General features: G+C 59.9%; 22 protein-coding genes. 14 read left to right on the forward strand and 8 right to left on the reverse strand.

Annotated features, from left to right (window positions below; translation table 11 throughout):
• Window positions 1-14 precede the first annotated feature (14 nt).
• From tdh to ASE04_RS23910, 5 genes are all read left to right on the forward strand, one after another.
• Window positions 15-1,052 carry an L-threonine 3-dehydrogenase gene (tdh, locus tag ASE04_RS23895; protein ID WP_056823716.1) on the forward strand — a complete coding sequence of 346 codons (1,038 nt, stop codon included), beginning with the start codon at window positions 15-17 and terminating at the stop codon, window positions 1,050-1,052.
• 10 nt (window positions 1,053-1,062) lie between these two features.
• Window positions 1,063-1,410: a GFA family protein gene (locus ASE04_RS23900; RefSeq protein ID WP_056823718.1), complete on the forward strand. Its 348-nt coding sequence runs from the start codon at window positions 1,063-1,065 to the stop codon at window positions 1,408-1,410.
• Between the two features lie 35 nt (window positions 1,411-1,445).
• Entirely contained in the window at window positions 1,446-1,742 is a 297-nt protein-coding gene (locus ASE04_RS30830) for a hypothetical protein (protein WP_156408878.1), read from the forward strand.
• A gap of 126 nt (window positions 1,743-1,868) precedes the next feature.
• Entirely contained in the window at window positions 1,869-3,923 is a 2,055-nt protein-coding gene (rpoD, locus tag ASE04_RS23905) for an RNA polymerase sigma factor RpoD (protein WP_056823721.1), read from the forward strand.
• A gap of 206 nt (window positions 3,924-4,129) precedes the next feature.
• Window positions 4,130-4,423, forward strand: coding sequence for a GYD domain-containing protein (locus ASE04_RS23910; protein ID WP_056823723.1), 294 nt, complete (start codon window positions 4,130-4,132; stop codon window positions 4,421-4,423).
• A gap of 62 nt (window positions 4,424-4,485) precedes the next feature.
• Here the strand turns inward: ASE04_RS23910 and ASE04_RS23915 are convergent, their stop codons facing one another.
• Both ASE04_RS23915 and ASE04_RS30355 read right to left on the reverse strand, forming a co-directional pair.
• Entirely contained in the window at window positions 4,486-5,019 is a 534-nt protein-coding gene (locus ASE04_RS23915; protein WP_056823727.1) for an SRPBCC family protein, read from the reverse strand.
• Complete coding sequence (locus ASE04_RS30355) at window positions 5,016-5,381, reverse strand: ArsR/SmtB family transcription factor (RefSeq protein ID WP_082597459.1); 366 nt, start codon at window positions 5,379-5,381, stop codon at window positions 5,016-5,018. Before ASE04_RS30355 ends, ASE04_RS23915 begins: the two co-directional genes overlap by 4 nt.
• Before the next feature lie 190 nt (window positions 5,382-5,571).
• Between ASE04_RS30355 and ASE04_RS23925 the strand changes: the two genes are divergently transcribed.
• The 3 genes from ASE04_RS23925 to ASE04_RS23930 all read left to right on the forward strand — a co-directional run bounded on the left by ASE04_RS23925 (window position 5,572) and on the right by ASE04_RS23930 (window position 7,554).
• Window positions 5,572-6,699 (forward strand): DUF930 domain-containing protein, encoded by a 1,128-nt coding sequence (locus tag ASE04_RS23925; protein WP_056823732.1) that lies wholly within the window; start codon window positions 5,572-5,574, stop codon window positions 6,697-6,699.
• 153 nt (window positions 6,700-6,852) lie between these two features.
• A complete protein-coding gene (locus tag ASE04_RS31270; protein ID WP_200960764.1) occupies window positions 6,853-7,014 on the forward strand; it encodes a hypothetical protein in 162 nt (53 codons plus the stop codon).
• A 159-nt stretch (window positions 7,015-7,173) separates the two neighbouring features.
• Window positions 7,174-7,554, forward strand: a complete 381-nt coding sequence (locus ASE04_RS23930; RefSeq protein ID WP_056823735.1) for a DUF427 domain-containing protein — start codon at window positions 7,174-7,176, stop codon at window positions 7,552-7,554.
• Between the two features lie 161 nt (window positions 7,555-7,715).
• On the opposite strand, the gene ASE04_RS23935 is transcribed toward ASE04_RS23930, so the two are convergent.
• A complete protein-coding gene (locus ASE04_RS23935) occupies window positions 7,716-8,759 on the reverse strand; it encodes a porin (protein ID WP_056823737.1) in 1,044 nt (347 codons plus the stop codon).
• A gap of 489 nt (window positions 8,760-9,248) precedes the next feature.
• On the opposite strand from ASE04_RS23935, the gene ASE04_RS23940 reads away from it, so the two are divergent.
• From ASE04_RS23940 to ASE04_RS23960, 5 genes are all read left to right on the forward strand, one after another.
• Window positions 9,249-10,217, forward strand: coding sequence for a LysR substrate-binding domain-containing protein (locus tag ASE04_RS23940; protein WP_244490481.1), 969 nt, complete (start codon window positions 9,249-9,251; stop codon window positions 10,215-10,217).
• Window positions 10,218-10,340: 123 nt separating this feature from the next.
• Window positions 10,341-10,694 (forward strand): DUF1428 domain-containing protein, encoded by a 354-nt coding sequence (locus ASE04_RS23945; protein WP_056823742.1) that lies wholly within the window; start codon window positions 10,341-10,343, stop codon window positions 10,692-10,694.
• Between the two features lie 77 nt (window positions 10,695-10,771).
• A complete protein-coding gene (locus ASE04_RS23950) occupies window positions 10,772-11,194 on the forward strand; it encodes a secondary thiamine-phosphate synthase enzyme YjbQ (protein ID WP_056823745.1) in 423 nt (140 codons plus the stop codon).
• 100 nt (window positions 11,195-11,294) lie between these two features.
• Window positions 11,295-11,597: a hypothetical protein gene (locus ASE04_RS23955; RefSeq protein ID WP_056823748.1), complete on the forward strand. Its 303-nt coding sequence runs from the start codon at window positions 11,295-11,297 to the stop codon at window positions 11,595-11,597.
• 147 nt (window positions 11,598-11,744) lie between these two features.
• Window positions 11,745-12,089, forward strand: coding sequence for a hypothetical protein (locus ASE04_RS23960; RefSeq protein WP_056823751.1), 345 nt, complete (start codon window positions 11,745-11,747; stop codon window positions 12,087-12,089).
• 103 nt (window positions 12,090-12,192) lie between these two features.
• On the opposite strand, the gene ASE04_RS23965 is transcribed toward ASE04_RS23960, so the two are convergent.
• The 3 genes from ASE04_RS23965 to ASE04_RS23975 all read right to left on the reverse strand — a co-directional run bounded on the left by ASE04_RS23965 (window position 12,193) and on the right by ASE04_RS23975 (window position 14,003).
• On the reverse strand, window positions 12,193-13,137 hold the full coding sequence (locus ASE04_RS23965) for a DMT family transporter (RefSeq protein WP_056824078.1): 945 nt from the start codon (window positions 13,135-13,137) through the stop codon (window positions 12,193-12,195).
• 108 nt (window positions 13,138-13,245) lie between these two features.
• Window positions 13,246-13,725, reverse strand: a complete 480-nt coding sequence (locus ASE04_RS23970) for an NUDIX domain-containing protein (protein WP_056823754.1) — start codon at window positions 13,723-13,725, stop codon at window positions 13,246-13,248.
• Window positions 13,726-13,742: 17 nt separating this feature from the next.
• Window positions 13,743-14,003: a hypothetical protein gene (locus ASE04_RS23975; protein ID WP_056823758.1), complete on the reverse strand. Its 261-nt coding sequence runs from the start codon at window positions 14,001-14,003 to the stop codon at window positions 13,743-13,745.
• Window positions 14,004-14,342: 339 nt separating this feature from the next.
• Between ASE04_RS23975 and ASE04_RS23980 the strand changes: the two genes are divergently transcribed.
• Window positions 14,343-14,831 carry a GAF domain-containing protein gene (locus ASE04_RS23980; protein ID WP_056824080.1) on the forward strand — a complete coding sequence of 163 codons (489 nt, stop codon included), beginning with the start codon at window positions 14,343-14,345 and terminating at the stop codon, window positions 14,829-14,831.
• Window positions 14,832-14,843: 12 nt separating this feature from the next.
• On the opposite strand, the gene ASE04_RS23985 is transcribed toward ASE04_RS23980, so the two are convergent.
• Window positions 14,844-15,194 (reverse strand): ribbon-helix-helix domain-containing protein, encoded by a 351-nt coding sequence (locus tag ASE04_RS23985; protein ID WP_056823760.1) that lies wholly within the window; start codon window positions 15,192-15,194, stop codon window positions 14,844-14,846.
• Between the two features lie 23 nt (window positions 15,195-15,217).
• Window positions 15,218-15,814, reverse strand: coding sequence for a DJ-1/PfpI family protein (locus tag ASE04_RS23990; RefSeq protein WP_056823763.1), 597 nt, complete (start codon window positions 15,812-15,814; stop codon window positions 15,218-15,220).
• Between the last annotated feature and the right edge of the window lie 63 nt (window positions 15,815-15,877).

Genomic DNA, 15,877 nt, shown 5'->3' on the forward strand with positions numbered 1-15,877 from the left:
GGGAGAGTAATATCATGTCGAACATGATGAAGGCGCTGGTGAAGGCGAAGCCGGAGGTCGGGCTTTGGATGGAGCATGTTCCGGTTCCCGAGGTCGGGCCGAACGACGTGCTGATCAAGGTCAAGAAGTCCGCGATCTGCGGTACGGATGTCCATATCTGGAACTGGGACCAGTGGGCGCAGAAGACCATTCCGGTGCCGATGGTCGTCGGTCACGAGTTCTGTGGCGAGATCGCTCAGATCGGATCCTCGGTGACGAAGTACCATGTCGGCGAGCGCGTCTCGGGCGAAGGGCACATCGTCTGCGGCAAGTGCCGCAACTGTCGCGCGGGCAGGGGGCACCTCTGCCGCAACACGCTCGGCGTCGGCGTCAACCGCCCCGGTTCCTTCGGAGAGTTCGTCTGCATTCCCGAAGCGAACGTGGTGCCGATCCCGGACGATATTCCGGATGAGATCGCGGCGATCTTCGATCCGTTCGGCAACGCGGTGCACACGGCGCTGTCGTTCGATCTCGTCGGCGAGGATGTGCTGGTTACCGGAGCGGGGCCGATCGGCATCATGGGTGCGTTGGTCGCCAAGCGTTCGGGCGCCCGCAAGGTCGTCATAACGGATATCAATCCGCACCGGCTGAATCTCGCCCGCAAGCTCGGCATCGATCACGTCGTCGATGCCTCGAAGGAGAACCTCGCCGACGTGATGACGTCCGTCGGGATGACGGAGGGTTTCGACGTCGGCCTTGAAATGTCGGGCGCCGCGCCGGCCTTTCGCGACATGATCGACAAGATGAACAATGGCGGCAAGATCGCCATCCTCGGCATTGCGCCGGCCGGTTTCGAGATCGACTGGAACAAAGTGATCTTCAAGATGCTTAACCTGAAGGGCATCTATGGCCGCGAGATGTTCGAGACCTGGTACAAGATGATTGCATTCGTGCAGGGGGGATTGGACCTTTCGCCCCTCATCACGCATCGGATCGGAATAGACGATTTCCGCGAGGGGTTCGAGGCGATGCGCTCGGGCAACTCCGGCAAGGTGGTCATGGACTGGAGCTGAGGGAGGAACGATGCTCTACGAGGGAAGCTGCCATTGCGGCAACATCGAGTTCGAGGTGGAAGGCGAATTTACGTCGGCGCTTGATTGCAATTGCTCGCTCTGCCGGCGGCGCGGCGGGCTGTTGGCCTTCGTGCCGCGCGACAAGTTCACCCTGAAGACACCGCGCGAGAACCTGTCGACCTATACGTTCAATACGCATAGCATCCAGCACCGCTTCTGCGGGACGTGCGGTGTTGCGCCGTTCGCCGAGGCGCAGATGCCCGATGGAGCAGAAATGGCTTGCATCAACGTCCGCTGCATTCCCGCGGTTGATCTGGCAAGCCTGGAGATCCAGCCCTGGGACGGGCAGTCGCGCTAAGCTTCAAACCGCATCGAAAAACCGGCAGCCGGTGTTTGAAAAAACGTGGCGGCAACTTTGCCGTTGGGGAAGAGGGCCTGCCGCTCTTGTCTTCTTCTGGTGACATCCTATCTATGGTTGGCAATCGCTTGAGCGGTTCCGAGCCTGTGGATAAGGCTTTTTCCGGGTTTTCCGATGCTTTTTTTCCAGAAAAGCTTGACGAAAACAAAAATTGTGGGAATCACCGTTCAACTTGGAAAGCGGTGAACTGGGTCAAGGGCGGATCGCACAACCATGGCCGGACATTTGATGACAATAAAGCTCTGTCGTCCGGCGCCGGCAATCGTGGTTAATCGGGCATTAAATCTCATCCCATTAGTTGGGAGCATGTGATTCGAAACGATCGTGTGCGGCGTATCGGCTGCGTACGGTCGTTCACTGCGGCGAGTTTGAATAGCGTCAGGAAGGCGACGATATAAATGGCAACCAAGGTCAAAGAGAACGAAGAAGCGGAAGTCGAACGCGACGGCGGCACCGACGGCCCTCTTCTCGATCTTTCCGATGACGCGGTCAAGAAGATGATCAAGGCCGCGAAGAAGCGCGGCTATGTGACGATGGACGAGCTGAACGCCGTTCTGCCGTCCGAAGAAGTGACGTCCGAACAGATCGAAGACACGATGTCGATGCTCTCTGACATGGGCATCAACGTGATCGAGGACGAGGAAGCGGAAGAGGCTGGCGCCAGCGACAGCAGCGACGACGATTCCGGCTCCGACGACGAGAGCGAAGGCGGCGAACTGGCACCTTCCAGCGGTACCGCACTGGCGGCCGCCAAGAAGAAAGAGCCGACCGACCGCACCGACGACCCGGTTCGCATGTACCTGCGCGAAATGGGCTCGGTGGAGCTTCTGTCGCGCGAAGGCGAAATCGCGATCGCAAAGCGCATCGAGGCTGGCCGCGAAACCATGATCGGTGGTCTCTGCGAGAGCCCGCTGACCTTCCAGGCGATCATCATCTGGCGCGACGAACTCAACGAAGGCACGACGCTGCTGCGCGAGATCATCGATCTCGAAACCACCTATTCCGGTCCCGAGGCCAAGGCTGCTCCGCAGTTCCAGAGCCCCGAGAAGATCGAGGCTGACCGCAAGGCCGCCGAAGAGAAGGAAAAGACCCGCCGCAGCCGTTCCGGCGACGACGACATCACCAATGTCGGCGGCGAAGGCCTGCCTCCGGAAGAGGAAGAAGAAGACGAGGACGAATCCAACCTGTCGCTGGCCGCCATGGAAGCGGAACTGCGCCCGCAGGTCATGGAAACGCTCGACATCATCGCCGAGACCTACAAGAAGCTGCGCAAGCTGCAGGACCAGCAGGTCGAGCAGCGCCTGGCCGCAACCGGCACGCTGTCTTCCGCTCAGGAGCGCCGCTACAAGGAGCTCAAGGATGAGCTCATCAAGGCCGTCAAGTCTCTGTCGCTGAACCAGAACCGCGTCGACGCCCTCGTCGAGCAGCTCTACGACATCTCCAAGCGACTGATGCAGAACGAAGGTCGCCTGCTGCGTCTGGCCGAATCCTACGGCGTCAAGCGTGACTCGTTCCTCGAGCAGTATCAGGGTGCCGAGCTCGATCCGAACTGGATGAAGTCGATCGGCAATCTGGCTGCGCGCGGCTGGAAGGAATTCGCCAAGAGCGAAAACACCACGATCCGCGATATCCGCCAGGAGATTCAGAACCTCGCGACGGAAACCGGCATCTCGATCGCCGAATTCCGCCGCATCGTGTCGATGGTGCAGAAGGGCGAGCGCGAAGCGCGTATCGCCAAGAAGGAAATGGTCGAAGCGAACCTTCGCCTCGTCATCTCCATCGCCAAGAAGTACACGAACCGCGGTCTGCAGTTCCTCGACCTCATTCAGGAAGGCAACATCGGCCTGATGAAGGCGGTCGACAAGTTCGAATACCGTCGTGGTTACAAGTTCTCGACCTATGCGACGTGGTGGATTCGTCAGGCGATCACCCGCTCGATCGCCGACCAGGCCCGCACGATCCGTATTCCGGTGCACATGATCGAAACGATCAACAAGATCGTTCGCACCTCGCGCCAGATGCTGCACGAGATCGGCCGCGAGCCGACGCCGGAAGAACTGGCCGAGAAGCTCGCCATGCCGCTCGAAAAGGTCCGCAAGGTCCTGAAGATCGCCAAGGAGCCGATCTCGCTCGAAACGCCTGTCGGTGACGAAGAAGATTCGCACCTCGGCGATTTCATCGAGGACAAGAACGCGCTGCTTCCGATCGACGCCGCCATCCAGGCGAACCTGCGCGAGACGACGACCCGCGTTCTGGCATCGCTGACGCCGCGCGAAGAGCGCGTGTTGCGCATGCGCTTCGGCATCGGCATGAACACCGACCACACGCTCGAGGAAGTCGGCCAGCAGTTCTCGGTTACCCGCGAACGTATCCGCCAGATCGAGGCGAAGGCGCTGCGCAAGCTGAAGCACCCGAGTCGCTCGCGCAAGCTGCGCTCGTTCCTCGACAGCTAAGATTCCGCTGCCGAACAAACCTTTGGAAAGCCGGGCCCTGTGCCCGGCTTTTGCTTTTTGGCGCCTGCCTCTGGTTGCCGTTTCTTGTTGTCACGACGGCACAGGAGTAAAGTGCGCATCACGGGGGAAGGGACCGACCACAGCGCATGAGCGACGGTCGCCATAGCCTGTTGCGTGGACCAAGACCCTCCGTCGGGAGGTGTGCAATGACCACTTATATCGTGCTTATCAACTGGACGGATCAGGGCATTCGCAACGTTCGCGACTCGGCAAAGCGCCTGGACTCAGCCAAGAAGCTTCTGGGCGACATGGGCGGTTCGTTCCAGCAATTCTTTCTCACGCTTGGCGACCATGACATGGTTGCCGTCTGCGACGCGCCTGACGATGCCGTGATGGCGCGCTTTGGTCTTTCTCTCGGTATGGGCGGAAATGTGCGCACGCGTACGCTCAAGGCGTTTCCCGAGGCAGCCTATCGCGAAATCATAGGGTCGCTCGGGTAGGCGTACAACGGCCTCGCGGGCGCCACGGAATGGCGGCGTCCGCAAGGCAGAATAGCCGATGGTCAGCCGGGAATGCGCTGGTCGTATTCACCCCGCAGCTTGAGCCAGCCATCCCAGAAGGGCTCGGTCGTGCCCCCAGCAAGAAGTGCGGCGAGGATATCGAGGTGCATGTGCCATCCGGCGCCGACCATGATGAGGTTCTTGCGGTCGGAGATACGCTTGTGCACCACGGTCAGCAGGACATCGCGCCCGGCTTCCTTCAGTTCGAACGAGACCTCGCCGTGCTCTCCCCAGGTGAAGGCGAGCTTGTGTGGGGCGTTGAGCTCGGTGATCCGGCTCTGCATACGATGTTCTTCCGGGAAATCGGCCGGCCGCGCGCCCGGAGGCGTCGTCAACTCGTCGTTCTTCCACGTCAGTTCGAAGGGAGATCCGGCCTTCATTTCCATCTTGCCCGACGCCAGCCACTGCCGGCGCAGGTCGCTTTCCGTCAGGTATCGCCAGACCCGGTCGATCGGCCCGGGCAAGAGGCGCTGGATTTTGAGCGTGGCAGGTTCCGTGAGCACACCATAGGCATCAAGAGTCGCAAGTTCATTCATTGGTCGTCTCCTTTTGGTGGTTGAGGGGCATGTTTGTCGTCTTCGCGAAGAAGCTGCTCCAGCAGATCCAGGCGTCCATTCCAGAAGCGCTCGTAGAAGCTCAGCCATTCCTGGGCGCTCGCCAGAGGTCCGGGATCGAGGCGGCATATATGCGTGCGGCCGCGAACCTCTCGGCGGATGAGGCCGGCATTTTCAAGCGCCTTGATATGTTTGGACGCCGCGGCGAGCGAAATCTCAAAGGGTTCCGCGAGCTGAGTTACAGTTCGTTCGCCGTCCGCCAGCGCGCGCAACATCCGTCTTCGGGTAGCGTCGCCGAGGGCGTGAAAAACCGTGTCGAGTTCCAGTGTTCGTAATTCAACCATGAAGTTGAATATATGCTACGGCACCCGAATGGTCAACCATGTGGTTTAATATTCGCTGTTGACTGTGTTCGAATACGCCACCTGCACCTATGTCGAGGTTGTCTCCATACGCTTTTTTCGTTTTGTGGCTTGATGACGCCTTCTTAAACGGCCACATCGGGACTGGATCGACGGAGCGTAGCGGGCAGGCATGCCGAGAATACTGGAAAGGCACTGGGGAGCATTCGGCTGGGGCATCTTTGCCTCCGTGCTGTTGCACCTTGTTGTCGTCGGAGCCTTCCTTCTGAAGCTGCCTGATATGCCTCAGCCCAAGGAAGAGGAGGTTGTCAGTGTCGATCTCGTGCCGCCGCCTGAAGAGAAAAAGCCCGAGGAACCAAAGCCTGAAGAAAAGCCTCCCGAGCTGAAAATGCCGGACGAGAAGCAGGAGGAGAAGAAGGCCGAAGAGAAAAAGGCCGAGGAAAAACCCGCCGAGCCGCCACCCCCTCCACCCCCACCGCCACCGGAAGAGAAACCCGAGGAGAAGCCTCCCGAGGAGAAGCCGGCTCCTGCGCCTCCGAAGACGGAGGAGCCCAAGCCCGAAGGGAAGGAGGCCGGTGGAGCGCAACCCCTGCAGCCCCTAAGGCCGGTGTTCCAGTTCGGCGACAAGGATACGGGGCCGGAGAAGTCGGAAACGGGCAACGCCTCCGCGTCGAGCGGAAAGCCCAATCCGACACCGTCCGACAAGCCGCCTGAGCCGAAGCCCGAGGCCGCCGCCAAGGCGGACGCGCCGCCGAGCGACAAGCCGCCGGCAAAGCCCGTGCCCGACGATATCGCGTTGCCTGAGGTTGCTGCGGCGGAAACGCATATTGAGAACAATGCGCCTGCCGCCTCCGACAATCCGGATGTGAAGACGACGATCGGGCCGCAGAACCAGGCCGACGCAGGCGCTACCGAAGCCGACAAGGCCGGAACGGACGAACTGACGGAGGCAAAGACGCTCTTCTCCCCAAAGGCCACCAACGATCCTGTCGCCAAGACTGCGATCGATGGCCTGCCACGGGGCATGCGGGTAGCACAGCTTTGCAGCACGGAACTACGCGAGCAGCTTATCCACGCGCCGCAGCGCTATCGCCCGGAATTGCTGCCGTCCTACCGGCTGTCGCAAGGGACGGTGCTGGAGGTGAAGCGCGGCGCCTTCCGCGCGAGTGCACGGTGGTACGATATGAGCTTCCGCTGCGAGGTGGACGCCGATGCGACGAAAGTCGTGTCGTTCGCCTTCGATGTCGGCGATGTCGTTCCGAAGAGCCAATGGAAAAGCCGTGGCTTTCCGAGCTACTAATCTGCGTCAGGGCTGGACGAAACCGAGGATTCCTCTAGGTTGTTTGCTTACCGAAGGGTGAACTGAAATCGGCCGCCGCTCCAGTTCGGCACAAGTAAGGTTTCCTAAGTTCGTCTCATCGCCCGATGTTGGTGGCGAACGAAAGGACAATGAATGTCGGATCTGATTGACCGCTTTTTCGAATTGCAAGACGAAGACACCAAGGTGATGTTCGTCGAGAATCGTGGTGATGAACTGACCGATATTCTTGTTGCCGCGCTGGAAGACACGTTTTCCGCGCTGTCTGGTGACGTCGACGTCAAGACCTGGCACTGAGCTTCCGAACTCCGGTTGCAGTTGAACGAAGCAGACGTTTGTCGCTCGCGAGATTTTCCGGTTTGATCCCTGACTGCTTTCGATTGCGGGAGTGCGCGGCGCTCCTGCAATTTCCTTTGCGGGCTCTATATTCCGGGTATCACCCGACAGGAGCCGTCGATGTCAGCACAGCCGATGAAGTTACCCGGTCCCGATCACCCGATCACGATCCACCTGAATACAAGCCGCGTCGTGGTAACGGCCGGCGGACGCGTCGTTGCGGATAGCCGGCGGGCGCTGACGCTGAAAGAGGCGTCGTATCCAGCGGTTCAATACATACCCCGGGAGGATGTGGATCTTTCGCTCGTCGAGAGGACGGATCATCACAGCTATTGCCCATACAAGGGCGAAGCGTCGTATTTCAGCATCCTGCCTGGCGGAGAGCGTTCGAAGAACGCGATATGGACCTATGAAGATCCTCATGGGGCAGTGGAAGAAATCGCCGGCTATTTCGCCTTCTATCCAGACCGAGTCGATTCGATAGAAGTCCTTCCCGGCTAGGAGTGGGGCTTCAGGAGCTGCGCACTGAAGGCGGCTGTCGTAGCAAGGATGGTCCGGCAGGGAAACCGGACCAATCCCCGTAACTGATCGGAGGTCAATCGGATCAGAAAACGCAATACGAATGGCGCCCCGACAATGCCGGGGCCCCGAGATTTCGAAAATTAGAACGCGCGCTGCAGGCGGAAGAAGCCCGTGGTTACGTCGTCGTCGTGCTTCGGGTCGAGGTAGCTTACGGTTGCCTTGGCGTAGAGGTTGTCTACGATCTGGTAATCGAGCGTTACGCCAACTTTCCAAGCGTCGCCGGAAGCGAAGTCGGTGTTGGTGGCATTATGGCCGTAGTCGCCGAAGTACTGAACTGTCGGAGTGAAGGTGAACTTGTCTGTTGCCTTCAGAGCGTATTCAGCAGCAATCGTCCACTCCGACTCGTCGTAGTAGCTGTTGATGCCGGAAGCGTAGACGCCAGCGAGGCCGAGGGTGCCCGGTCCGATGTCAGCAAAGAGCATGCCACGGATAGCACCTTCTTCGGTGTCGGTGTCGTAGCCGCCGATGAGCTGGTAGGATACTACGCCAGCCTTGCCGCCGATTGCAGCAGCGATACCGACGTCGTTGCTGCCGGTGCGGGTACCCGGGCTGCCGTCGGCGTTAAGAGCGCCTTTCTCAGCGCCGTCTTCCAGTTCGTCGACCGATACGCCAGCGTAGAAGTCGCCGGATTCGTACTGGTAGCGGAACGAGTTGTGCAGGGTCTGGTAGCTGGACAGAACGTCCGGCTCGCCGCTCAGGTCATCATCCCACCAGCTGTAGAACAGACCAGCGCGGAGACCGGCGATGTCGATGTAAGCGGAGTCGAGCGTGCTGGTCGTCGAAGCGTTGTCGCCGTTGTTACGGAGAACGATAACGCCGGTCAGCGGGCCGTATTCAGTGTCGCTCTTGGCGGTGAACTGAACCTGAGCGCGCGTACGAGCGTTCCAGTCAGACGTACCCTTCTGGTTTGGGCCGCCGTATACTTCGAAACGCAGGTAACCGCCAATCTTCAGGCAGGTTTCGGTGCCGGGGATGTAGAAGTAACCCGTGCCGTACGCGTCGCAGACGCGGACGTATTCAACCGGTTCCGGCTCAGCTGCAACGATGGCGTCAGCAGCGAAAACCGGCGAGGACGCAGCAGCGAGAGCCGCCGCCGAGGTCAACAAAACCATCCGTATATTCATTTGAAATCCATTTCCTTTTCGAAGGGACTACCGCCAAACCATGAAGTCGGTTGGCGGCCGTTCCGGTAATTGCCTTTCGGCGCGCGGATCAGCGAACCGCTGCCCCTTCTCTTTCATCCTTAAGTAAATCTATCAATTCTCCTGTCATCAAAATGGGCACCCCAAACCTTCGTTTTACTCATTTTGTGATTTTTTCGCAACAATATCAAATACTTAGGCGCGCGCATCCGCTGCGCCGTTGCTGCGTCGCACAATAGATTTATTGCTGTTGCGAGGGCTCATGAGAGCGGTAGGAGCACGACGCAAAATCACGCCGTGCGCATTACGACCGCGAGATAATATCGACCGGCAGCGAGTTGAAGGCCGGTCTTTGGAACGCAATGTTCCAAATTTGGAACGAACGCCATTTTTGGGCTGTTGGCATCTGCGCTCAACAGGCGTAATTGACGGCGGCGGGGGCGTAGTCAGCATTTTAAGAAGAGGTGCCACGTGCCTGCCGCGGATTTCTCATTTCCTGATATGAACGACTTTGCCTATTTCGCAGCGGTGGTGCGGCACGGCGGCTTCTCGTCGGCTGGACGCGTCCTGGGGTTGCCGAAATCGAAGTTGAGCCGGCGGATATCGGCGCTCGAGGAGCGTCTCGGCGTCCGATTGATCGAGCGGACCGTTCATCGGTTCCGTGTCACGGAGATTGGCCAATCGCTCTACGGTTATTGCGAGAACATGCTGCGCGAAGTCGACCGGGCAGCGAAGGCGGTGAACGAGGCGAGCGGTGAGCCGCAGGGGCAGATCCGCATCAGCGTGCCGACCGGTCTTCTAGAGGGATCGCTTGCGGGCATTCTTCCGGAGTTCCTGTTGCGCCATCCGCGCGTCCAGCTGCAAATCCTGGCGACCGACAGCCGGGTCGATATCATCAACGATCGTCTGGACCTCGCCATTCGCGCCCAGTTGAATGACGAAACCGATTCCGAGCTGACGATGCGCGTCCTGAGCAAGGTTGACCTGATCCTCGTCGCCAACAAGCAACTGGCGGAGTTCGTGCCGCAGGGTGGGGGCATCGAGTGCCTTTCCGATGTTCCGACGGTCTCCTTTACGGGCACGATGAGCGAGTGGCGCGATACCGACGTCTGGGAATTCAAGGGACCGGATGGGGCGATGCACCGGCATGAGCATCGGCCGCGCATGAGCTGCCGTTCCGTTCCTGCGGTTCTGGAGGCCATCTATGCCGGCGTGGGTGTCGGTCTCTTGCCGGACCACTTGTGCGCCGAAGGGATACGCGACGGCAGTCTCGTTCATCTGCTGCCTGATTACCAGATGTCTCAGGCGACGATCTATATCGTCTTTACCGCCTCGCGCGGCCTGCCGTCCGCCGTCCGGGCCTTGGTCGATTTTCTCGTCGACAAGTTCAAGACCTTCCGCGTTCCGACCAGGGCCTTTGAAGCGGCGACGGACGGCTAATACTGCCCACCTCCCGATAATTCCACGCTTGCCCATTCGCGATCGCGACTCATTTTTATGTGCATGTCGGTTTCTCATGAACTCGTCCGTCCTTGAAGAAGGACGCCATGAAGGGAGAACAACATGCCTTATGTCGATGGATTTATCGTTGCGGTGCCGAAGCAGAATATCGAGGCCTACAAGGCCTTCTCGGCGACAACTGGAGCCATCTGGAAGTCTTACGGCGCAAAGGAATATGTCGAGTGCGTCGGCGATGACGTGCCTTATGGTGACATCACGTCGTTTCCCCGCGCCGTTCAGGCGAAGGACGACGAGGTCGTCGTCTTTTCCTGGATCGTTTATGATTCCCGCAAGGATCGCGACGAAATCGTCGAGAAGGTGATGGCGGATTCACGCCTGCAAGGCGACGAATGGAAGTCCATCTTCGACGGGAAGCGGATGATCTTCGGGGGCTTCGAGCCGTTTCTTCGGCTTTGACCAGACGCCAAAGATTGACATGAGGCGAGCGCCGCAGCCACTGCTGCTGCGACATTCAGCCTGTCCGGAGTATCATCATGCCTCAGAAGATCATCAGCCTGGCCACACAAGGCCAGGGTCTCTATGAATTTACCCATGAGGCCAGCGCCTTTGTCCGCTCGTCCGCGGTCACCGAGGGATTGCTCACGGTGTTTGTGCGGCACACGTCCTGTTCCCTGATCATCCAGGAAAACGCCGATCCGGATGTGCAGCAGGACCTGCGAGCATTTTTTGCCCGGCTGGTGCCGCCGTCGTCGGATCCTTCGATGCGCTGGATCGCGCATACGGCAGAGGGGCCGGACGACATGCCTGCTCATATCAAGGCCGCTTTGACCCAGGTTTCCATCGGTATCCCGGTGGTTTCGGGGCGGCTGGCGCTTGGCACCTGGCAGGGCATCTATCTCTTCGAGCATCGAGATCGGCCGCATCGGCGCGAGGTCGTGCTGCATCTCGGCGCCTGAACCCAATCTGAATAGGCAATTCGAACATCGTTCATTTTCAGCGGCTTATGGTTCTCTCAATCCCGCAAGGGAGATCAATGAAACTGATGAGAGTTCCGTTATGCATCAATTCGTCGCCCGCGTTGCCTTTGCAGCCTTCGTTGCTTTTGCCTCCATGCCAGCAACCTCTTCCGTCGCCGATGCGGCATCACCGCAGCGCGCCGCTGTGATCGACGTCCAGTATCGTCCGGTCCGTGGTTGCTCGCCGGTAGAAGCCGTGCAGAAGGCGCGGTGGGCCGGCCTTCGCAATGCGCGGGTGACGCATATGACGCCAAAGCGGGTTGCCGTCTCGGGACGGGGTTATCGTGGATGGGAGCAGATGTGGTTCGCCAACGTTAGAGGATGTCCACTGATCCGTCGTTGACGGCTCGGATTCGCCATAGCGGTGCCATTTTCGAACGGCTTTGTGCGAATCGCATATGAGTAAGCGTATCCGGGACGGCCGTGGCCGACCGGGACGAGTAAAATCGGAGCAGTCACGGTTTCGTGCCGTGAGGATATGGAGAGTTTGATGAAGCAGTTTCTGGCCAAGGCGGGTATCGCCGCGGTGCTTGCTGCCGGCACGCTTGCCGGAGCAGTGGCGCCCGCGTCCGCCCAGGTGGATGTCTATATCGGTAGCGATCGTCCGCCACCGCCTCCCGGCTACGGTCGCCCGCCACCCCCGCCGCCAGGTTATGGTCGTCCACGTGGCTGTGATCCTCGGCTTGCCGAAGATATCGCGCGCGACTACGGATTCCGTCGCGCCCGTGTCGTCGACGTGACGCCGCGCCGCGTCATCGTCCAGGGCTGGTCGCGCCGCGGTGCCGATGAAATCAGCTTCGGCAACGTTCGCGGCTGCCCCGTTCTGCGCCGATAGAATTTCGATCGCCTGAAAACTCAACACCCCTGCCTGCGTTGCCGCCGGCAGGGGTGTTGTTTTTTGTGAGGACGTCATCGCCGCTTCACAGCGGCGGGCGGAATTAATCCGCGCTAGCGGCCTGTTTTGTCGTTGCGAGCGGCGCCTGGCTGTCGGTCGAGACGACAGAGGTCGGAAGCGGAGTACCGCGCTTGCGTTCGCGCGCGAGTGTCAACAGGCCGGAGCAGATGATGAGCAGGATGCCGCCGGCCATCGGAAGATCGATCGTATCGTCGAAAATCAGGTAGCCGAAGGCGATTGCCCAGAGCATCTGGCTATATTGCGGTGGAGCGACAAGATTTGCCGGCGCCATGCGCGCGGCCGTCATCAGCATCACGTTGCCGGCGGCGCCGAGCAGGCCATAGCTCGCCAGGAAGAACCACTGGCTCGGTGTCGGCATCGTCACCTGCGACACCATCAGGATGCCGCTGACGATGAGCGTGCCGAGCAATGCCGCACCGTAGAGGGACAGGCGCTTTTCCGCCGGACCCATCTTTCTGAGCACCACGATCGAGATCGCCGCGGCCAGTCCGCCGATCGCAGCGGCGAGGTGTCCGACCGACAATTCCCTGAAGCCCGGCCGCAGCACCACCAACACGCCGAGGAAGCCGACGATGACGGCGGCCCAACGCTGCCAGCGCACATCTTCCTTCAGGAAGATCACCGAGAGAATGGTGACGAAGGATGGAAGCAGGAACAGCAGACAGAAGGCTTCCGCCATCGGCAGCTTCGTGAACGTGATGATCGAGGCAATGGCGCCGACGGCGCCACAGACGAATCTCAACAGCCAGAGCGGACGATTGGATGAACGAACCATATCGAGCCAGGTGTCGTCCTTGCCCTTGATGAAGGGAAGAACGGCTGTTCCGAACAGAGCGCCGATGAAGGCGACCTGGTAGGCCGGAATGCTGCCATGGAGGATTTTGATGGATGCGTCGCTGAACGCGAAAACCGCGTAAGCGGCAAACGCTACGAGAACACCGCGGAGCGGCGAATGGGGAGCTGTCATGTGGCCAGAATCATTGACGGAGGGTGCGCCACAATGGCCCATAAATATCCGCGGAGCGAACGCTGAATAAGAATAGCTGCCATGCAGCAGGCGGGGAGTGCGCTCCCGTCACGCCGCTGGATGAGCGCCGACGATCCCCCTGGCAAAATCCTGCAGGATCGGTCGCTGACCGGGCAGCAGCTTTACATCCGCCTCATCAAGCGAAAACCATGCGGCTCTGTCCACTTCCGGAAACTCTTGCGTGAGACCGGAGTGCGGGGGCCATTCCATGGCGAAGCTGTTGCTGACGATCCTGTCGGTATCGATCTCGGCCACGACGGACCACGCGACAACGATCTTTCCACCGCTCGGCTGCTTGTACGATCCGACGAAGGTGAAGGGACCATCCGGAGTGTGGCCGATCTCTTCCCGCACCTCGCGCCTGGCGGCGGCGAGTTCGTCTTCTCCCTCGTCGACCAGGCCCTTGGGGATCGACCAACTGCCGGCATCCTTCTTGGCCCAGTAGGGTCCACCCGGATGAACCAGCAGCACCTCGACACGACCCTCATGCTGGCGGTGGATGACCAGACCGGCGCTTCGTTTCGCCATTCACCATGCCCCGGCGGTCAATGCGATCCGGCGCGCAAAGCCGCGCCATAATCCCGGTAGATGCTGAGGCAATCGGTATAGCTCAACGATTCATTGGCCCCGTAGACGACATGCGCGCTCGAGGAGCTTGTCGCAGCCTCTTCGGAGACGAACAATATCGCCTCGCCAAGTGATTTTCCGGTGATCGGAGCTTCCGTCCCGTCCTCTTGCGTAATTCCTTTGATAATCGCCGCGATCTCGCGGTGGCTGAAGACTAAACGTCTGTCTTCGGGTGTCATTGTCTTGCCTCGGGTATGAATGGAGCCACTTCAAACAACAACTGCAATAGATCGTCGCGACGAGAACTCGCCACCACGGGGTCGACGCTTATGACGCATCATCAAAAACATGCCGGTTTCGCCGGAACGACAACGCTTTACGGCGAGCGTTGCGCTGCAGATCGCTGCGGGCATCCGGTTCGCTGATGACCAGAAGGTCGCCACTCATAATAGATAAGGTGCCGTCGCATTCCGACAAGTCCGCGACCTGCTCACTCGCGGCGATGTGACCACGGCATTGGCAAAGCGTGATCGGCCTATTATATCGAGCGCATTCTAATGACAGCGAGTGTTCAGGCCATGTTTCAGGCTTCCAAAATAACGCATGCGGACAAGGCCACGTTCTACGCGGAATTGCAGCAGCAGCTTCAAGGCCTGCTGCATGGCGAGCGGGACACGATCGCCAATGCCGCCAACACCTCTGCTCTCCTCTTCGACATGCTGCCGGATTTGAACTGGGCCGGATTCTATTTCCTGAAGACGGAAAACGAACTGGTTCTCGGGCCATTCCAGGGCAAGGCAGCCTGCGTTCGCATCACGGTCGGGCGCGGCGTCTGCGGAACGGCGGTGGAGAAGGGCACGTCGATCCTCGTCGAGGACGTGCATGCCTTTCCCGGACATATCGCCTGCGATGCCGCCTCGCGCTCGGAACTCGTCGTGCCGCTCCACCACGACGGCAAGATCCTCGGCGTGATCGACCTCGACAGTCCGACGGCGGGGCGTTTCGACGCCGAAGACCAGGCCGGCATCGAAGCGCTGGCCCGGATTTTCGTCGAGGCCAGCTACTGAGGCTTCACGGCGTCAGTGATATTTTTCGCGTTCGCGAATGAGGATCGCCGGGGCATTCAGCTCGGCGATCGGCTGGTTGACGTCTGCTGGAATATCTCCCGTCAGCTGCAGGTCGAGATAGCGTGCGCAGCACACTCTCAGGAAAGACGTGAAGTTTCCGAGATCATGACCGGCATCGATTGATTCATGATGCAGCCTGGTGATCAGCTGCGTGACGTTCATGCGGTCACGCCGGGCGATCTCCTCGAGCTTCGACCAGAAGAAATTCTCCAGCCGAACGCTCGTCACCATGCCGTCGATGCGCAGCGAACGCGTGGTGCTCTCCCAGAGCTTCGCGTCCGCCTTGATGAACAATTCGCACATCCCGTCTCTCCCTGTCCGTCTCCTCAGGCGGCGTTCGTTTGTAGCAGTGCCGAGGCATCAAGCACAGCCATGAACTGCCGCAGCCATGAAGGGTGTGCGGGCCATGCGGGTGCGGTCACGAGGTTGCCATCCGAGACGGCGTCGCTGATGGCGATATCGGCGTAAATGCCGCCAGCAAGTTCGACTTCTGGGCGGCAGGCGGGGTAGGCGGAGCAGGTGCGGCCCTTGAGAACGCCGGCGGCGGCCAGGAGCTGGGCGCCGTGGCAGATCGCGGCAACCGGCTTGCCGGCGTCGAAGAAGTGCTGCACGGCCTTGATGACCTCGGGGTTAAGGCGCAGATATTCCGGCGCGCGACCGCCCGGGATGATGAGTGCGTCGTAATCCTCGGCGCGGATGCTGGAGAAGGTGGCGTTGAGCGCGAAGTTGTGGCCGCGCTTCTCCGAATAGGTCTGGTCGCCCTCGAAGTCATGGATGGCGGTCGCTACGGTCTCGCCGGCATTCTTGCCGGGGCACACCGCATGCACGGTATAACCGCAGGCGAGCAGCGTCTGGAACGGGACCATGGTTTCATAGTCCTCGGTGAAATCGCCGGTGATCATCAGGATTTTAGAAGCTGGCATCTGTTTCCTCCCAAAAACAACGGGAGGACCTTAGCAAGGCCTGTGATCCAACGGGTACTAAGG

Source organism: Rhizobium sp. Root708 (genome assembly GCF_001429725.1).
Taxonomy (GTDB): domain Bacteria; phylum Pseudomonadota; class Alphaproteobacteria; order Rhizobiales; family Rhizobiaceae; genus Rhizobium.

Bases quoted from the DNA above. Each gene is read 5' to 3' on its own strand.
- ASE04_RS23935 (WP_056823737.1), bottom strand. From the start codon at position 8,759: ATGAATATACGGATGGTTTTGTTGACCTCGGCGGCGGCTCTCGCTGCT.
- ASE04_RS23950 (WP_056823745.1), top strand. From the start codon at position 10,772: ATGCCTCAGAAGATCATCAGCCTGGCCACACAAGGCCAGGGTCTCTAT.
- ASE04_RS23985 (WP_056823760.1), bottom strand. From the start codon at position 15,194: ATGTGCGAATTGTTCATCAAGGCGGACGCGAAGCTCTGGGAGAGCACC.
- ASE04_RS23925 (WP_056823732.1), top strand. From the start codon at position 5,572: ATGCCGAGAATACTGGAAAGGCACTGGGGAGCATTCGGCTGGGGCATC.
- ASE04_RS23900 (WP_056823718.1), top strand. From the start codon at position 1,063: ATGCTCTACGAGGGAAGCTGCCATTGCGGCAACATCGAGTTCGAGGTG.
- ASE04_RS23970 (WP_056823754.1), bottom strand. From the start codon at position 13,725: ATGGCGAAACGAAGCGCCGGTCTGGTCATCCACCGCCAGCATGAGGGT.
- ASE04_RS23965 (WP_056824078.1), bottom strand. From the start codon at position 13,137: ATGACAGCTCCCCATTCGCCGCTCCGCGGTGTTCTCGTAGCGTTTGCC.
- rpoD (WP_056823721.1), top strand. From the start codon at position 1,869: ATGGCAACCAAGGTCAAAGAGAACGAAGAAGCGGAAGTCGAACGCGAC.
- ASE04_RS23945 (WP_056823742.1), top strand. From the start codon at position 10,341: ATGCCTTATGTCGATGGATTTATCGTTGCGGTGCCGAAGCAGAATATC.
- ASE04_RS23990 (WP_056823763.1), bottom strand. From the start codon at position 15,814: ATGCCAGCTTCTAAAATCCTGATGATCACCGGCGATTTCACCGAGGAC.
- ASE04_RS30355 (WP_082597459.1), bottom strand. From the start codon at position 5,381: ATGGTTGAATTACGAACACTGGAACTCGACACGGTTTTTCACGCCCTC.
- tdh (WP_056823716.1), top strand. From the start codon at position 15: ATGTCGAACATGATGAAGGCGCTGGTGAAGGCGAAGCCGGAGGTCGGG.
- ASE04_RS23910 (WP_056823723.1), top strand. From the start codon at position 4,130: ATGACCACTTATATCGTGCTTATCAACTGGACGGATCAGGGCATTCGC.
- ASE04_RS31270 (WP_200960764.1), top strand. From the start codon at position 6,853: ATGTCGGATCTGATTGACCGCTTTTTCGAATTGCAAGACGAAGACACC.
- ASE04_RS23955 (WP_056823748.1), top strand. From the start codon at position 11,295: ATGCATCAATTCGTCGCCCGCGTTGCCTTTGCAGCCTTCGTTGCTTTT.
- ASE04_RS23980 (WP_056824080.1), top strand. From the start codon at position 14,343: ATGTTTCAGGCTTCCAAAATAACGCATGCGGACAAGGCCACGTTCTAC.
- ASE04_RS23930 (WP_056823735.1), top strand. From the start codon at position 7,174: ATGTCAGCACAGCCGATGAAGTTACCCGGTCCCGATCACCCGATCACG.
- ASE04_RS23915 (WP_056823727.1), bottom strand. From the start codon at position 5,019: ATGAATGAACTTGCGACTCTTGATGCCTATGGTGTGCTCACGGAACCT.
- ASE04_RS23975 (WP_056823758.1), bottom strand. From the start codon at position 14,003: ATGACACCCGAAGACAGACGTTTAGTCTTCAGCCACCGCGAGATCGCG.
- ASE04_RS23960 (WP_056823751.1), top strand. From the start codon at position 11,745: ATGAAGCAGTTTCTGGCCAAGGCGGGTATCGCCGCGGTGCTTGCTGCC.